Source organism: Alteromonas sp. ABV2_168 (genome assembly GCF_056161165.1).
Genome location: NZ_JBSWYQ010000001.1, coordinates 646,755 through 662,287 on the forward strand (window position 1 = coordinate 646,755; position 15,533 = coordinate 662,287).

Below are 15,533 nucleotides of genomic sequence, written 5' to 3' on the forward strand. Positions count from 1 at the left end.
CTCAGCTGATTACTGGTGTTACGCACTTACCATTGAATGTCTGGCGATACTGATGCGCAGGTTGCCGGTCAGCGAAGAAGTTGCGTTAAAATTTCGTCGCTGACGTCTTTAGTCACAACCGCATGTCCGATACCTTGCGGAATAACAAAACGGATATTACCCGCTTCGACTTTTTTATCCCGGCGCATATGCTTCATGTAGGCATCTTTGTTCATGCTGTCGGGACCCGCTACCGGAAGGTCGAAGGCTGCCATCAGGGCAATAACCCGACGACTTTCTGACGCATCCATCCAATTCAGTGCTTCTGCAGCTTGACACGCAATTACTGTACCAGCTGCTACGGCTTCACCGTGCAACCAATTTCCATATCCCTGTTCTGCTTCGATAGCATGACCAAATGTGTGACCGAGGTTAAGTATGGCACGTAATCCGCCTTCCCGCTCATCCTTGGCTACCACGTCTGCTTTTATCTCACAGCAACGGTAGATGGCGTCTGCCAGTGTTTTAGTTTCCAGTGTTTTAAGCTTATCGGCATGATCTTCCAACCACTTGAAGAAATTTTTGTCATAAATTATGCCGTACTTAATGACTTCAGCCATGCCGGCCGCAAATTCTCTGGCCGGAAGGGTAGATTGGGTATCAGTATCGATGGCGACAAAAACCGGCTGGTAGAACGCGCCAATCATGTTTTTCCCAAGTGGATGATTAACCGCGGTTTTACCGCCAACGGATGAATCAACCTGAGAGAGCAGGGTGGTGGGAACCTGTATAAACGGAACGCCACGCTGGTAAGACGCGGCAGCAAATCCGCATAAATCACCGATTACCCCACCGCCCAACGCAATAAGGGTGGTATCTCTGGCAGCATTCATCTCCAGCAGACGTGTCATAATAACGCCGAATTGTTCCAGAGATTTATGTTGCTCACCATCGGGGATAATGATGGTTTCAATATGCACATCGCCACAGGCTGCTTTTGCTTTTTCAAGATAAAGCGGTGCCACTACATCATTAGTAATAATGACAGCCAGCGGGCCTTTGATATAAGGAGAGAGAACAGCAGGCTTTGAGAGTAAGCCCGCTTCTATGTGAATCGGGTAGCTACGATCTCCGAGTTCTACAGTTAACATCGACATCACGCAGCGCCCCTATTCCTGAATGTTACTTATAATCCGATTTTGCTGATGATTTGGTTAGCTACCGCACGGGCAGACTGATCATCAGTATCAACAATGTAATCCGCCACTTCTTCGTAAAGCGGGTTACGTTCCTCAGCAAGGTTACGCAGGATTTGCTCCGGTTCACCTTTTTGCAGCAGAGGACGACGCTTGTCACGTTGAGTACGGGCGACTTGCTTGTCGATAGTAGTTTGCAGGTATACAACGATACCCCGGGCAGATAAACGGTTACGAACAGCTTTGTTTGTTACTGAACCGCCACCTGTCGCCAACACGATACCTTGCTTGTCCGTAAGATCGTTTATGACGTTTTCTTCGCGCTTGCGGAAACCTTCTTCACCTTCCAGGTCAAAAATCCATGTAATATCAGCACCGGTACGGCGCTCAATTTCCTGGTCGGAATCAAAAAAATCTAGGTGAAGTTCGTCTGCAAGGTGTCTGCCGATGGTGCTTTTGCCAGCACCCATGGGGCCAATTAAAAAGATATTACGTTTTTCAGCCATATTTGCTTATATCACAACTTTTATTCTGTTAGGGGTAGTGGTCTTGCCTTCGGGACTACCCATTCACTTGCGCCCGTTCACTTCAACAACAGGCACAACGCTTAAAACCTCGCTTTATTTTCGAGAGCGGGATTATCTCAGTTTCACGGGCAGCGATGCAAGTTTTGTTGTACTTTTAATCGATAGACTTTGAAATCAGCACGTTAGCGCTATAAATAACAACGACAGACCGGTTAACTGGTCTGCCGTTCGGGGTTATTTTGACGTTACGTTGTGAAAAGTCTTACAAAGATTCTGCTACGATCTTCGGTGTGACGAAAATGAGCAGCTCCCGTTTCTGATACACAGAGGCGTTTCTTTTAAATAAATTTCCAACTACCGGTAAATCGCCGAATAACGGCACTTTGGATACATCTGAGGTACTGGTTTGCTGGAAAATACCACCCAGCACCACAGTTTCGCCATTATCTACCAGCACTTGTGTCTGGATTTCCTGCGTATCAATGGCAACCGCCGGGCCGGTAGATGTATCAACCGTTTCACCACGGGTATCCTGAGTAACTACCAAATCAAGAATGATCCGGTTATCAGGGGTAATGTGTGGTGTCACTTTCAGGCTCAGTACCGCTTTCTTAAACTCTACTGACGTAGCGCCGCTGGACGTCGCCTGTACATAAGGAATTTCTGTACCCTGCTCAATATAAGCTTCATGCTGGTTGGCGACTGTAATACGGGGACTGGCAATGATTTCACCTTTATTCTCCGACTCCAGTGCTGACAGCTCCAAATCCAGGATGTTACCGTCTATTAAATCGGCAATCTGAAAACCAATGCGGGCGACACCTGTGGTGGTTACCGGCAGGTTCACATTCAGCCGGTCAGAAATGTCCGGTACGCTGCCAGAGGACGCAGAATCAGCACCTTCCAGTGAACCTGAAATCGCACCGTTGCTTTGGGTATCTGTGATACCCCAGCGTACGCCGAGTTCTTCATCAACATTGTCACGCACCGTGACCATACGGGATTCGATGAGTACCTGCTTGACCGGAATATCCAGCGCATTAATAACAGCGCGGGCTTCATCGATAGACTCCTGAGTATCTTTCAGCAACAGCGTGTTGGTACGTTCATCAACTGTGACTGAACCACGGTCTGATAAAATGCCGCCATCCTGCGATTTTAAAATTTGCGCAATGGCATCCGCCTTTGCGTAATTCACCGTGATATTCGATGTAGTCAGCGGTGCCAGATCTGACACCTGCTTTTTCGATTGTAACTGGGCAGTTTCCCGCGCGGTCAACTCTTCTGCAGGAGCAACCAGCAGAATATTGCCTTCCATGCGCTTATCCAGCCCTTTGATTTTAAGAATCATCGCCAGTGCCTGATCCCAGGGCACCCCTTCAAGGCGAATAGTTACGTTGCCGGTAACCGTGTCTGTGGTTACCAGGTTGAAGCCATTGGTTTGAGCAATGATTTGCAGCACCTGACGAACCGGTACGTCCTGGAAGTCCAGTGAAATAGGTTTCCCTGAGTATTCCGGATCTTTATCAAGTTCAGCCAGTTCTTCTTTACTCATCGGCTGCAGTTCAATACGCAGAGTATTGCCCTGCTTGCGGTGGCGGGCCAGCACGGTGCCTTTGTAATTGATTACAAGGCTGGCACTTTCTTCGTCCTGGAAAGTCTCAATAGACTGCACCTCTGTGCCGAATTGAACCACATCGAGTTCAACAAGCTGGTCATCTCCGAGTTCGGTTTTAGGCAGAGTGATGGTGAGTTTTCCCTGTGCCTCAATGAGTTGCGGCGAAAAGTTGTCGTTATCAAATTCGATAACGGTGACAGCCATATTGTCGGCTTCACGGGAAAAATCGATATTGGTCAGGGTTGAGTTGAAGATCTTATCGACTTCAGCATAAGGATCCAGCAGTACGGTTTCCTGTTCCTGGGCAATAGCCGGCGCAGCCAGGACATTAAAAATCACCAGCGCAGCCACAGAGCCACCCACCCAAAGCCATCTGCGGCTCCGGTTGTGCAGCTTTTTATTGAAAAGGTATCGCTCAGACATTGTTATTATCTCCTGCCGCTGCATTCATCGACAGCGTGGTTTGTTCCCGTTGCCAGCATCCCGCTCCGTCGGGTAGCAATTGTTCAATAATAATGGATTCGGTGCCAATTAACTTAATTTTTCCGTAAAACAAACCGACATGACTTCCTTCACGGGCTTTTAACAGGCTGCCCTCGTTGGTCTTGAACAATACCCAGCGTACACCCTGCGTGCTAAATGTGCCAGATAACGTCAGAGAATCAAGACCATACTTCTCAAGTTCTTCTTTTCTGCGGTCAAAATCAGGCTGTAAACAATTGTTGTTTGTGGCGACGACCACCGGAGAGGTTCGATCCACCGGACGGGCGAAAGGGCTTCTGAAAGAAGAGGCTTCATATTCAAAAGCAGGTTGGGATTTGAACTCAGGGTACGGGTCAACCTGTACCTGCGTTGTAGCTTTTACCTGCTGGATATACGACACCAGGTCGTCCACCCGTGCGCCACAGGCAGAAAGTACAGAAACCAGTGCTGCAAGCAGAACAAAACGTGACGATTTTAACATCATGGCTGTTTTGCTCCCTGTTGAGAATTCATGGAAGTACGGTAGGTTTTCGCTTGCATCTGCAGATTCAGACGGTCCGCTTCGTGCACAATCTCAAAATCGTGCAGAGTAACGATCCTTGGTAAATCGGCTATTTCAGACACAAATTCACCAAAGTTGTGATAGCCGCCTGATACCTCAATTTCGATAGGTAATTCAGTATAGAATTCTTTCGGCACTTCCTGCTGCCAGTTCAGTAGCTTAAAGGTAAGACCTGACGTGGTACCTACGTAGGTAATGTCATCCAGTAGTCCCGGCGTTTCGTTACTGGTGGGCAGTGAACGTAGCATGGTAGAGAAATCGGCCTCAATTTGCTTTAACTGTTCCATGTAAGCATTGAGGTTCACCGCGATACGGTATTTGGCCTGGAACTGCATTTTCAGTTCCTGTTCTTCAATTTCTGCCTGTTCAAGCACCGGGAGCTTAGGTTTTACAATGAACCAGTAGCTCAATGCACCAACCACGATAATCACGAACAGCATAACCACCAGTTTTACTTCTTTCGACCAGATGGCGACTTGTTCGAAGTCCAGTTCGTTGAGTTCTTTCAGCTTACTAAAATCAAAACTCATTTTTTATTACCTCCCGCAGAAGGTTGTTCAATGCGTGGTGCAACTTCCGGGCTGATATTAAATTTAAGTGTGAAGTCGCTTACTGCGTCACTGGCCGATGTGTCTGCTTTAATAGATGACAATTCTCCGCCCGAAAATACCGGAGAGTTATCAAGCCGGCGCATAAAATCTGACAGGCGGTTATTGGAGTCACTCAGCCCCTGTATTTCAATACTGTTCCCCAGTCTTCTCATGGACGTAAAAGACACACCGGCTGGCAGGATTCTGGCCAGCTCATCAAACACCGAGGGAGCAACGTTCCGGCTGACCTGAAGCTGTTCAATCAGTGCCATGCGCTGTTCAATCGCTTTCTTCGCTTCTTTAATTTTCTGGATTTCCGCGATTTGCTTATTCAGAACAGCAATTTCTTGTTTGAGGTAATTATTGCGGGAATTCTGATTACGGATTTGTGCATCAATGACCTGACCCACAGCCCAGAAAATTGCACCGACAAAAATGGCGATGCCAAGAATAAGGATCAGATACTGTTGTTTTTGTTGCTGGCGTTGCTTTTCCCGCCACGGAAGCAGGTTTACATGTGCCATTCGCTAAAGCTCCGGCTGGCCAGACCCGCGGCAAGGGCAAGCTGGGGGGCCAGCGCCGCCAGTTTTTCCTGATCGAGTTTGGGATTAACGGTCATACCTTCAAAAGGATTAAATACTTCTATTTCCATACCCAGGTCCTGTCTCAATGACTCGACAAGTTCCGGTATGGTGGCACCGCCGCCGGCGAAGACAATTTTCTCCGGGCGATCACCGTGTAATGTAGACACGTACATCTGAATGGCCCGCTGGATCTGTTGCTGCAGATTGGCAGCAAAAATGGGCAGGGTATCCTGTTGCCAGTTACCCGGCAGTGTGCCCAGCAGAATTTGTTTTTCTACCTCGTCGGGCTCCATCATATTGATGGCCGCGAGATCCTGAATCAGCATATTCATGCCAAAAGCATGTTCTTTGGTGTAAATCACTTCACCGTTCTGCCATACACAGATTTGCAGCAGTGAAGCTCCCAGGTTGATACAGCAAATCTTCTCGTCCTCATTTTCCAGAGGATGGAAGTAAAACAGTGCATTACCCAGCGCATAACCTTCCATATCAACCACTTTAGGCTCGAAGGGAACTTCTCTTACCAGAGTAATACGGCTGTCGACCAGGTCTTTGTGGGCAGCAGAAAGGAGCACATTGTCTTTGCCGGGGTAGGTTTTACTGGGGCCGAGTACTTCGAAGTCCAGATACACTTCCTCGAGTGGATAGGGGATCAGGCTGTCTGCTTCGATTTCAATCTGACCTTCCAGTTCGAAATCAGACTGTTCCGGGTCCATGTGTACCACTTTACTGATCACAGACGAGCCCGCTACGGCAATATTGACCGCTTTAACCTTCGTTTTCAGTACTTTCTTAATTTTCTTCAGCGTAATACTGATGGCGTCGAAATCTTTGATTTCACGCTCGGAAAACGCCCGTTTCGAGATGGGCTCGCATGCGAACGCCTGCAGCACAAAGCCTTTGGCATTGCGTTCAATCAACACTGCTTTTATTTGACGAGTGCCTATGTCAAGGCCCACAATAGGTGGCAGCTTTTTCTTAAACAGCGATTTCATTTGCTGGCGTCCGGAATTTCAGAATTAATACTCTAAGGTAGAATGTAACGCAAAATATTTAAACTGTATGGTTATGATACAGGTACATAGGTATAAATTTCTGACACTAACCGGCGTAACACTCTTGGTAATGAAAACTTCGTGAAGTACATAAAATCCCTTTTTCTGATTGCAATTATTGGCGGCACGCTAGGCGTAGCGGCACTTGCCGGTATTTATTTTTATATCAAACCAGACCTGCCAAGTGTTACTGTCCTGAAGGATGTACGCTTACAAACACCCATGAGAATTTATACCTATGATGGAAAATTAATTTCTCAATATGGAGTTAAACGGCGGATCCCGGTAAAACTTGAGGACGTACCTGAAAAATTGATTCAGGCGGTAATAGCTACGGAAGACAGCCGTTTTTATGAACACTATGGTATCGATCCTATCGGTGTGGCACGGGCGGCTTTCAATTTAATTATCACCGGTGAAAAGCAGCAGGGCGCCAGTACGCTCACCATGCAGCTCGCCCGCGGATTCTTCCTGACCCGCGATAAAACCTTCATCCGTAAGATCAAAGAAATTTTCATTGCGATTCACATGGAGCAGGTGCTGAGTAAGCAGGAAATCCTCGAGCTATACCTGAACAAAGTTGAACTTGGTCACCGTGCATTTGGCTTCGGTGCCGCTGCCCAGGTGTATTACGGGAAGAATTTAAAAGAACTGAACCTTGCCCAACTCGCTACGATTGCCGGTTTACCGCAGGCGCCATCGGTGCTGAATCCTGTAAGCCGGCCGGAACGTTCGGTTGAGCGCCGGCGTATTGTGTTATTACGTATGCTGGATGAGGGCTTTATCACGAAGGCTGAGTTTAATGTAGCCGCCGGTGCGCCGGTAACAGCACGTAAACACGGCGCTGAAATAGATCTCGACGCCCCGTACCTTGCTGATCTGATCTACAACGAGATGGTTGAAATCTACGGGAAGGAAGAGGCTGAAACCGGGGGATATCAGGTATATGCCACTGCGCCGTCTGATATTCAGCAAGCGGCACAGGATGCAGTTGTACGTAACTTACACGACTATGATGAACGTCATGGTTACAGAGGCCCGGTGACCTGGTTGTGGAACAAGCCTGCGAAAGATGAGGATGATGAGCCGGAAGAAAATCCTCTGGCCCTGACCGATCAAAACAAACAATGGACGCCGGATGAAGTGCGAACTGCGCTGGATGCGGTGCCGCATTTCCACCCGCTGGTGCCTGCGGTGGTCACGCAGGTCTTTGATCCTGCCACGCCGGAAGAAGAGCCGTCGATAACAGTGACTGACCTGAATGGCATGGAGCGTGTGATTAACTGGGAAGGTCTCGATTGGGCCCGTCCTTACATTACCGATTCCCGTCAGGGAGATGAACCTGAAACCGCATCGGATATTGTTTCTCCCGGTGCTGTGATTTATATCCGCATGCAGGACGAGCAGTGGCGGCTGGCACAAATTCCGGCGGTCAGCGGTGCTCTCATTGCTCTCAATCCTCATAACGGTGCGGCTGAGGCTGTGGTTGGCGGCTACAGCTTCTATCAGAGCCAGTTTAACCGTGCTACCCAGGCCAAGCGTCAGGTAGGTTCAAATATTAAACCCTTTATCTATTCCGCTGCGCTGGAAAATGGCTATACCCTGGCATCCGTCATTAATGATGCGCCGATTAATCAGTGGGATGCCACCACCGGCGTGGCCTGGCGTCCGCAGAACTCACCTCCGGAATACGACGGACCAATCCGTATGCGTGTGGCACTGGGTAAATCGAAGAACGTGGTCTCAGTGCGTTTGCTACGGGGTGTGGGATTACAAAAAGCCAGAGAGCATCTGGCAAAATTTGGCTTCGATAAAGACGAAGTGCCTAACGATGAAACCGTGTCACTGGGTTCCGGCGCGCACACGCCGCTGGAAGTCGTAAGGGCCATGTCTGTTATCGCCAACGGCGGTTACCTGATTACTCCATACTTTATAGACCGTGTGCTCAATGAGCAGGGAGAGCAATTGTGGCAAGCTTCTCCGGCGTGGGCGTGCAACCCGTGCTCTGAAAGCGGTGAGCAAATAGCGGGCGCGGCTGCTCAGGACTACAGTGAAGACAATGTAGAGGCTATGCTGGAAGCCCAGCTGAATGCTGAGGGCGGTCTGGGCAAAGGCTTGCCGGTCACAACTGACGATTCAGCAGAAAAGCGCTCAGCACCAAGAGTGATCAGTGCACAAAATGCCTTCCTGGTAGCTGATATGATGCGAACCGGTGTACGTGCCAATGGCAGCTGGAGCAAGAAAACCTACTGGATGGGCACTGGCTGGCGGGCGAGAAATATTCTGCAGCGGGATGACCTGTCGGGCAAAACAGGTACAACCAATGATGCGCGGGATACGTGGTTCAGCGGATTTCATCGGGACATTATCGCAACAGCCTGGGTAGGATTTGACGATATGAACCGTAATCTTGGCCGCTCTACCCGTAATCAGAATCTGATCAACCGTAATCCTGAGAAGTTTAACTGGCTGGGTAATGCCATGATTGGTGGTGAAGATGGCGCGAAAGCGGCGCAACCTGCCTGGATCCGGTTTATGCAGAAAATACTCGATGGTGTGCCGGAAGAACCGATGGCCATTCCGGAAGGAGTGGTACGAGTTCGTATCGACAGGGGCACAGGAAAGTTGACCAGACGAACAGACCATACGACACTATTTGAATACTTTGCGCAAGGCACCGAACCGAAGGTGTTCGTGCTTGACGATGAAATCGTCGATCCTGCACAAGGTGACGAAAACGCAGCGCCCGAGCCAGAGGAAATCTTTTAGGCGAGAAGGTTTTGGCCGGGCTACATTCCCAACAATAAATCGGATAAACAATGTCAGACGAGTCAAACCGATATTTATATATACCCCACGCTGGACCCTCACTGTTAGAAACGCCCTTGTTGAACAAGGGCAGTGCTTTTACGGCCCGTGAACGGGCCTCTTTCAACCTGACCGGATTACTTCCGCCAAGGTATGAGTCAATCGAAGAACAGGTTGAACGTGCGTTCATGCAATACAGTTCTTTTGATGATGCTCTGAATAAGCACATCTATCTGCGGGCCATTCAGGATAATAACGAAACCCTGTTCTATCGCCTTATCCAGTCACATATTGAAGAAATGATGCCCATCATCTACACCCCTACAGTAGGTGATGCCTGTGAGCAGTTTTCTGACATCTATCGCAGTTCCCGCGGACTTTTTGTTTCCTGGGAAGAACGTCATCAACTGGATGATATCGTCAGGAACGCAACAAAACGTAAAGTAAAAGTGATTGTTGTGACTGACGGTGAGCGGATCCTGGGTCTCGGTGACCAGGGGATCGGCGGCATGGGTATTCCAATCGGTAAACTGTCGCTGTATACCGCTTGTGGTGGTATCAGCCCGGCATACACGTTACCTGTCATGCTGGACGTGGGTACCAACAACGAAAAACTGTTAAACGACCCGATGTACATGGGCGCGCGCCATCCGCGTATCGGTCAGGAAGAATATGACGAATTTGTCGACATGTTCATTAAAGCGGTTAAACGCCGCTGGCCGGAAGTAATGATTCAGTTCGAAGATTTTGCTCAGCCAAATGCGATGCCTTTATTGCAACGCTACCGCAACGAAATCTGCTGTTTCAATGATGACATTCAGGGCACCGCAGCGGTGACTCTGGGTACCATTCTGGCAGCCTGCCGGACCACTCAGCGCAAATTGTCTGAGATGAAAGTGGTCTTTGTCGGTGCCGGCTCAGCAGGTTGCGGTATTGCAGAAATGCTGATCCAGCAAATGGTGTCGGAAGGACTGACTGATGCGCAGGCGCGCAAGCAGGTCTTTATGATTGACCGTTTTGGCTTGCTGACCGAAGGTATGGAAGGCTTACGTGACTTCCAGGCGAAGCTGCAGCACAGTCAGGAAGACATTGCAGGCTGGACGTTCTCCGGTAAATTCCCGTCGTTGCTGGATGTGATGCATTGTGCTCAGCCTGATGTGCTGATAGGTGTGTCCGGTCAGCCGGGTCTGTTCACTGAGCAGGTTATCCGCGCAATGAAGAGTCATTGCGAACTGCCCATTATCTTCCCGTTGAGTAATCCGTCACGACAGGTTGAAGCCCGGCCTGAGCAAGTTATTGAGTGGACAGACGGCGAGGTCATCATTGCTACCGGCAGCCCGTTCAAACCTGTTGAGTACAACGGTAAGGTGTATCCTGTTGCCCAGTGTAACAACAGTTATATCTTCCCGGGGATTGGCCTGGGTGTTATTGCGGGTAAGGCAAAGCTCATCAGTGATGAAATGTTGATGGCAGCCAGTAATGCGCTGGCGTCGGCATCACCTATGGCTAATACCGGTGAAGGCTGCTTACTGCCGCCACTTACTGAAATTGCAACTCTGAGCAAAGACATCGCCTTTGCCGTGGCGAAAGTGGCTATGGAGCAGGATCTGGCGCTGGAAATGACGGACGAGGCCCTGAAAGCGAGTATTGAGAAAAACTTCTGGCAGGCTGAATACCGCCCGTATAAGCGGGTAAGTATTTAAGCACAGTAAAGCCGGAGCCGCTAATACCGGTATAAAACATACCGGTATTATTCAGCGCCGGCCGCATTGACTGCGAATAAAAAAAGACCGTGCAACGCAAGTTGTACGGTCTTTTCGTTTTTAAAGATGCAACCCCTTGGAGATGAGTTCCTTCGGTTATCCTTTCGCTTAAATCCCTTCAGGGAAGAGCGATTCTTTGGTTACTACCTGAATGCTTTCGATGATACTGCGGACATCCGGATCTAATTTTTCATTTTTAAGGGCCAGCATCCGGTTACGTTCAAATAGCTCTGTATGTTGTTCAATGCGTTTACCCATTTTACTCCAGGCCTGAGCCCTTGCCTGATATGGCCAGGCTTCCAACTCGATGCGTTGTGAATCCAGTTGTGTTAGCAACATTGACGCAACTGAAGCAATAGTCATACCTCCAAATATGCTTGAATCTGTTTTGTCAGGATCTATGGACACGAAAGTAGTCATCATCGGACCATAGGTTTTTAACCAGTCGTAATATTTGTTGAAAGCCTGCTCATCATACTCATCAACAGCAAAGTTGTACGACTCACGTTCAGATACGGTCACCCGTGTAGGTGTAGGGTCTACATAAACGGCAGTGGTGGTTGTGGCTGTGGTAACGATAGGACCGGCATCCGTCGCTTCGGGCATGGCGTCATCTGCGCCGCCTACCGTTAACAATCCGCCTTTACCCAGGCCACCTTTTACTTCCTGAGCCTTATACGTGCGCAGGGCCATTACCATCTGGTTGTAAGAATCGGCAAACGCAGTTACCAGCATTTTACCTTCCGGTGTTTTCGAGAAGCCACCGGCGCCACCGGCTGCCGCACCGGCAAACATGCCCCCAAACAGACTGAAGTCATGATTCGCTGCGCTGCCTGTGGATGATGAAACCTGAACACCTGAGCGGTTATCAATGAGCAGTAACGAGGTTGCCGCTTCGTTTTTACTGAAGCCGCCGCCCACGATGGAACCCAGCGCGCCAAATAATGCACCGCCTATGGCTTTACCGCCCTGTGTTTTTTCTGCAAACAACACGGAAGGGCTGAGAGTATAGTCTGCGGCAACCATCTGACCGCCACCAATGTTTGAGCCTGATCGCAACTGTCCGGACTGCATCAACTGCCGTTCAGTATTCATGGCATTCATAGCACGGCCCCGCTCGACAATTACAAAGCAGTTGGATTGCTGAATCATCAGGCGGATCACTGGAATCGTGCTGCCTAATTTAGGGTAGGTCCTGCGGTATTCGGACCACCAGGGTAAAGAAGTGTCTTCAAACACACTGAGTGTACCGAGGGTTTCGTCGCAGTTTTCCAACTGAGTATTATTGTTAGCTGCAGATGCCCCGCCGGCTCCACCACTTACAGCGCCAGAATCACTACCGCCCATTTTAGGACTGGTAGACATACAGGCGGTCGCAAAAAACAAAGCGCTGATAACGGTTATAACGGGTTTGGCGAGGGATTGTACCTGGGATGCACAACCTGAGCCTGGATTATTCCTTTTCACAATCAATTCCTCTGATAGGTGTAATAAGTAAACCGGATCAGGCTGGATTTATGACGATATTAGAAACAACACCCGATTCCGGTGTTGAACAAAAGATGGCGGAGTTGACTGCGCGAACTTATCCATAAGCTTCGGGATGGTCGCAATTCCCTTTTGACGACTCAACAAATTCAAAATAGCACTGCAGGCCAGATGGGACAAGATAATTGATCAAAAAATGATCATAGTATGGGATAAGCAACAATACCTTACACGAGGAACAGGAATTTATCTTCTTGCATGTACCCTTAACTTATTGATCTTTCGTTCGGTGTGAACGGCTTTGCATACAGGTTGAAGAAAAACTGTACGCTCTGCGGCTAAAAAGTAAACGAACACATACGTAAACTAAAAAACCTCCTGCACGGGCCGGAAAGTGTCGGTACATCGCTACGTTTTCACTTCAAAAATGACTAAGTCACCCACTGTGTTGTTAGTTAATTTTTTGTTTTATATGCTCTTTTTTTCTTTGGCACACTGCTTGATATGACCATGGCACAGGAACAAATTCTGGTTAACGCCTATATAGAATTTAAGTGATATTGAAACAGCAATGCAGAGAAAACGGAGAATAATAATGAAAACAGGAGCTGGTGCAGTAATGAAGCGCTATACAAAGAAAATTAGTCGTGCTCTGAAGCAGGCAGGCCCCGCGGCTCTTATTATTTCTTCTGTTTCGCTACTGACTGCCTGTGGTGGTGGCAGTGGTAGTGAAGTGACTCAGGTCGAAGATACAGAAACGTTTTTCTCTAATTTCACATTGAATATCTCAGATGCGCCGGTGGATAACGCCAGTGAAGTGGTCGTATTTTTCAGCACCGTTGAGTTACGCGGGAATGGTGATGCAATCACCATCGATGTCACAGACAGTAACGGCGATCCCCGCGAGATAGATTTGCTTACCCTTCAGGGAAATGCATTTGCATCGTTGATAGAAGATTTTGATTTGCCCGCCGGTGAATACACGCAAATTCGAATTCCTGTGTCTGAAGCGTCTTACGTGGTCATGGATGATGGCACCTGGCCTTTGTCCGTACCTTCCGGTGAAGTGAAGTTAGACGGTTTTACTGCGCTGGCCGGAGAGGAGCAGACATTTACCGTCGAATTTGATTTACGTAAAAGCCTGGTGGATCCGCAAGGTCAGGATGAGGTGTTCCTGAAACCCCGGGGAATACGCCTGGTCGATAACAGCGAAGCCGGCGGCATTGAAGGCCGTGTCGGGGAGTCATTGCTGACTCAGGCTGCTTGTTCTGTGAAGTCTGACTTTACTTACGGTAATGCTGTTTACGTATTTGAAGGCACGGGCCTGGATGTGGCCTCCTTAGGGGATGACGCAGACACCAGTGCCACAGATACTGAGTTCCGCCCGGTCGCGATAGCAACGGTTAATACCGAGACCAGTTTCGATCAATCATCTTACGGGCTGGGCTATCTGGAAGCCGGCGATTACACGCTGGCACTGACCTGTCTGGGTCATCTGGACGAGCCTGAAACCGACGATGATAACGAATTTTCTTTTTTAACTGTCAAAGAAGTCACGGTTGCTGCTAACGAAGTAACAATAGCCAACTTTGACAATTGAGCCTGTTTGCGGGCAATGGACTGTCCGCTCTTTTATTCTTATCTGGTGTGAAAGCATCTCAGATTACTCTGAGATTTCACACCAGAGGTTTACATTTGAACCGGCCAGCCAGGCGACTTTGGACAATCATTGCGTGGTGGCTGCTTAGTTGATACTTTAACGGTATCAACGCGTTTACCCTCATCTTACATGACTCTCCCTGAGATAGACTTTGCCCAGGCAGTAGGGCTGCTCAGCTTTGTGCTTGGCATACTGTGCTTTTACCAGAAAGACGACCGGCATCTGAAACTGATGATGGTGGTGATGAACCTTAATCATGCCTTCCACTTTTTCCTTCTGAATGCCATTACGGCAGCCGTAAGCGCGCTGCTGGCCGTTTTGCGAACCGGGTTATCGCTGAAAACCAGTTCGCCGGTGGTGGCTTTCTGGTTCATTGCTTTTACGATGGGGTGGGGGATCTGGCTGGCAGACAGTTGGAAAGACTTGTTCCCCATTCTCGGCAGTTGCGTAGGCACCTATGCGGTTTTTTGTCTCACCGGCATTTCTATGCGCATTGGCTTCATAATTGGTGCATTGTGCTGGCTGACTAATAATATACTGGTGGGGTCTATAGGCACCACGTTGCTGGAACTTACCCTGATTGCGGTGAATTTAAATACCATCCGCCGGCTCTGGCTGCATAAAAAACTTAATGAAGATATCCATGAGGCCGGAACCTGATGTTTATTCCTAAAAATATGCGTATGCCTGCGGGCGGACAAACATGGTCGTTCATTAAAGCGCACAGCTTCGGTGTGATGATTACACCTGATCTCACCGCCACACATTTACCTTTTGTGGTTCGTGAACAGGAAGGGCAACTGCTGGGTCATATGGCGAAGGCAAATCCTCAGTGGCGGGATGCAGATGGTCAGCGGGTGCTGGTGATTTTTTCCGGCCCTCACAGCTATATTTCTCCCCGCTGGTATGCCAGTAAGCCAAACGTCCCCACATGGAATTATGCTGCTGTACATGCTTACGGGACGCTTGAACTTGTTGAGGATGAGGCAAACCTTGCGGCCATGATTGCACTGGTGGAAACCTACGATCCGGGACTCACCGGGGATAAAAGTATAATGTCTGACGACTACGTGAATAAGTTATCCGGTGCAACCACCGGATTTCGCATTCATCTTTCCCCCCCCTCCTCCCCCCCCCCCCCCCCCCCCCCCCCCCCCCCCCCCCCCCCCCCCCCCCCCCCCCCCCCCCCCCCCCCCCCCCCCCCCCCCCCCCCCCCCCCC

General features: G+C 49.2%; 13 protein-coding genes. 5 read left to right on the forward strand and 8 right to left on the reverse strand.

Going from position 1 to position 15,533, the window contains the following annotated elements; all coding sequences use genetic code 11:
- Window positions 1-68 precede the first annotated feature (68 nt).
- The 7 genes from aroB to pilM form a co-directional block, all read right to left on the reverse strand.
- Window positions 69-1,136 carry a 3-dehydroquinate synthase gene (gene aroB, locus ACXAH4_RS02825; protein ID WP_119502740.1) on the reverse strand — a complete coding sequence of 356 codons (1,068 nt, stop codon included), beginning with the start codon at window positions 1,134-1,136 and terminating at the stop codon, window positions 69-71.
- A 29-nt stretch (window positions 1,137-1,165) separates the two neighbouring features.
- Complete coding sequence (aroK, locus tag ACXAH4_RS02830) at window positions 1,166-1,681, reverse strand: shikimate kinase AroK (protein WP_119502739.1); 516 nt, start codon at window positions 1,679-1,681, stop codon at window positions 1,166-1,168.
- 283 nt (window positions 1,682-1,964) lie between these two features.
- Entirely contained in the window at window positions 1,965-3,743 is a 1,779-nt protein-coding gene (locus tag ACXAH4_RS02835; RefSeq protein WP_303572025.1) for a type IV pilus secretin PilQ, read from the reverse strand.
- Entirely contained in the window at window positions 3,736-4,287 is a 552-nt protein-coding gene (locus ACXAH4_RS02840) for a pilus assembly protein PilP (protein ID WP_474880628.1), read from the reverse strand. Before ACXAH4_RS02840 ends, ACXAH4_RS02835 begins: the two co-directional genes overlap by 8 nt.
- The gene (locus ACXAH4_RS02845) at window positions 4,284-4,895 is read right to left on the reverse strand and encodes a type IV pilus inner membrane component PilO (protein WP_119502737.1); all 612 of its coding nucleotides are present in this window, start codon (window positions 4,893-4,895) and stop codon (window positions 4,284-4,286) included. The genes ACXAH4_RS02840 and ACXAH4_RS02845 overlap by 4 nt, the downstream gene beginning before the upstream one ends.
- Complete coding sequence (locus tag ACXAH4_RS02850; protein WP_119502736.1) at window positions 4,892-5,479, reverse strand: PilN domain-containing protein; 588 nt, start codon at window positions 5,477-5,479, stop codon at window positions 4,892-4,894. The genes ACXAH4_RS02845 and ACXAH4_RS02850 overlap by 4 nt, the downstream gene beginning before the upstream one ends.
- Window positions 5,467-6,534: a type IV pilus assembly protein PilM gene (gene pilM / locus ACXAH4_RS02855; RefSeq protein ID WP_119502735.1), complete on the reverse strand. Its 1,068-nt coding sequence runs from the start codon at window positions 6,532-6,534 to the stop codon at window positions 5,467-5,469. The genes ACXAH4_RS02850 and pilM overlap by 13 nt, the downstream gene beginning before the upstream one ends.
- Window positions 6,535-6,675: 141 nt before the next feature.
- Here pilM and ACXAH4_RS02860 point away from each other — a divergent pair, with 141 nt between their 5' ends.
- Window positions 6,676-9,363, forward strand: a complete 2,688-nt coding sequence (locus ACXAH4_RS02860; protein WP_474880629.1) for a penicillin-binding protein 1A — start codon at window positions 6,676-6,678, stop codon at window positions 9,361-9,363.
- A 50-nt stretch (window positions 9,364-9,413) separates the two neighbouring features.
- Window positions 9,414-11,105: an NAD-dependent malic enzyme gene (locus tag ACXAH4_RS02865; protein ID WP_474841452.1), complete on the forward strand. Its 1,692-nt coding sequence runs from the start codon at window positions 9,414-9,416 to the stop codon at window positions 11,103-11,105.
- Window positions 11,106-11,273: 168 nt separating this feature from the next.
- On the opposite strand, the gene ACXAH4_RS02870 is transcribed toward ACXAH4_RS02865, so the two are convergent.
- Window positions 11,274-12,632 (reverse strand): CsgG/HfaB family protein, encoded by a 1,359-nt coding sequence (locus ACXAH4_RS02870; protein ID WP_303572021.1) that lies wholly within the window; start codon window positions 12,630-12,632, stop codon window positions 11,274-11,276.
- A 616-nt stretch (window positions 12,633-13,248) separates the two neighbouring features.
- On the opposite strand from ACXAH4_RS02870, the gene ACXAH4_RS02875 reads away from it, so the two are divergent.
- From ACXAH4_RS02875 to ACXAH4_RS02885, 3 genes are all read left to right on the forward strand, one after another.
- Window positions 13,249-14,253, forward strand: a complete 1,005-nt coding sequence (locus ACXAH4_RS02875) for a DUF4382 domain-containing protein (RefSeq protein WP_474841448.1) — start codon at window positions 13,249-13,251, stop codon at window positions 14,251-14,253.
- Between the two features lie 189 nt (window positions 14,254-14,442).
- Complete coding sequence (locus ACXAH4_RS02880) at window positions 14,443-14,973, forward strand: YgjV family protein (RefSeq protein ID WP_474848189.1); 531 nt, start codon at window positions 14,443-14,445, stop codon at window positions 14,971-14,973.
- Window positions 14,973-15,533, forward strand: a 561-nt coding sequence (locus tag ACXAH4_RS02885) for an FMN-binding negative transcriptional regulator (protein ID WP_474880631.1), incomplete at its 3' end; no start/stop codon positions are given. The genes ACXAH4_RS02880 and ACXAH4_RS02885, both read left to right, overlap by 1 nt.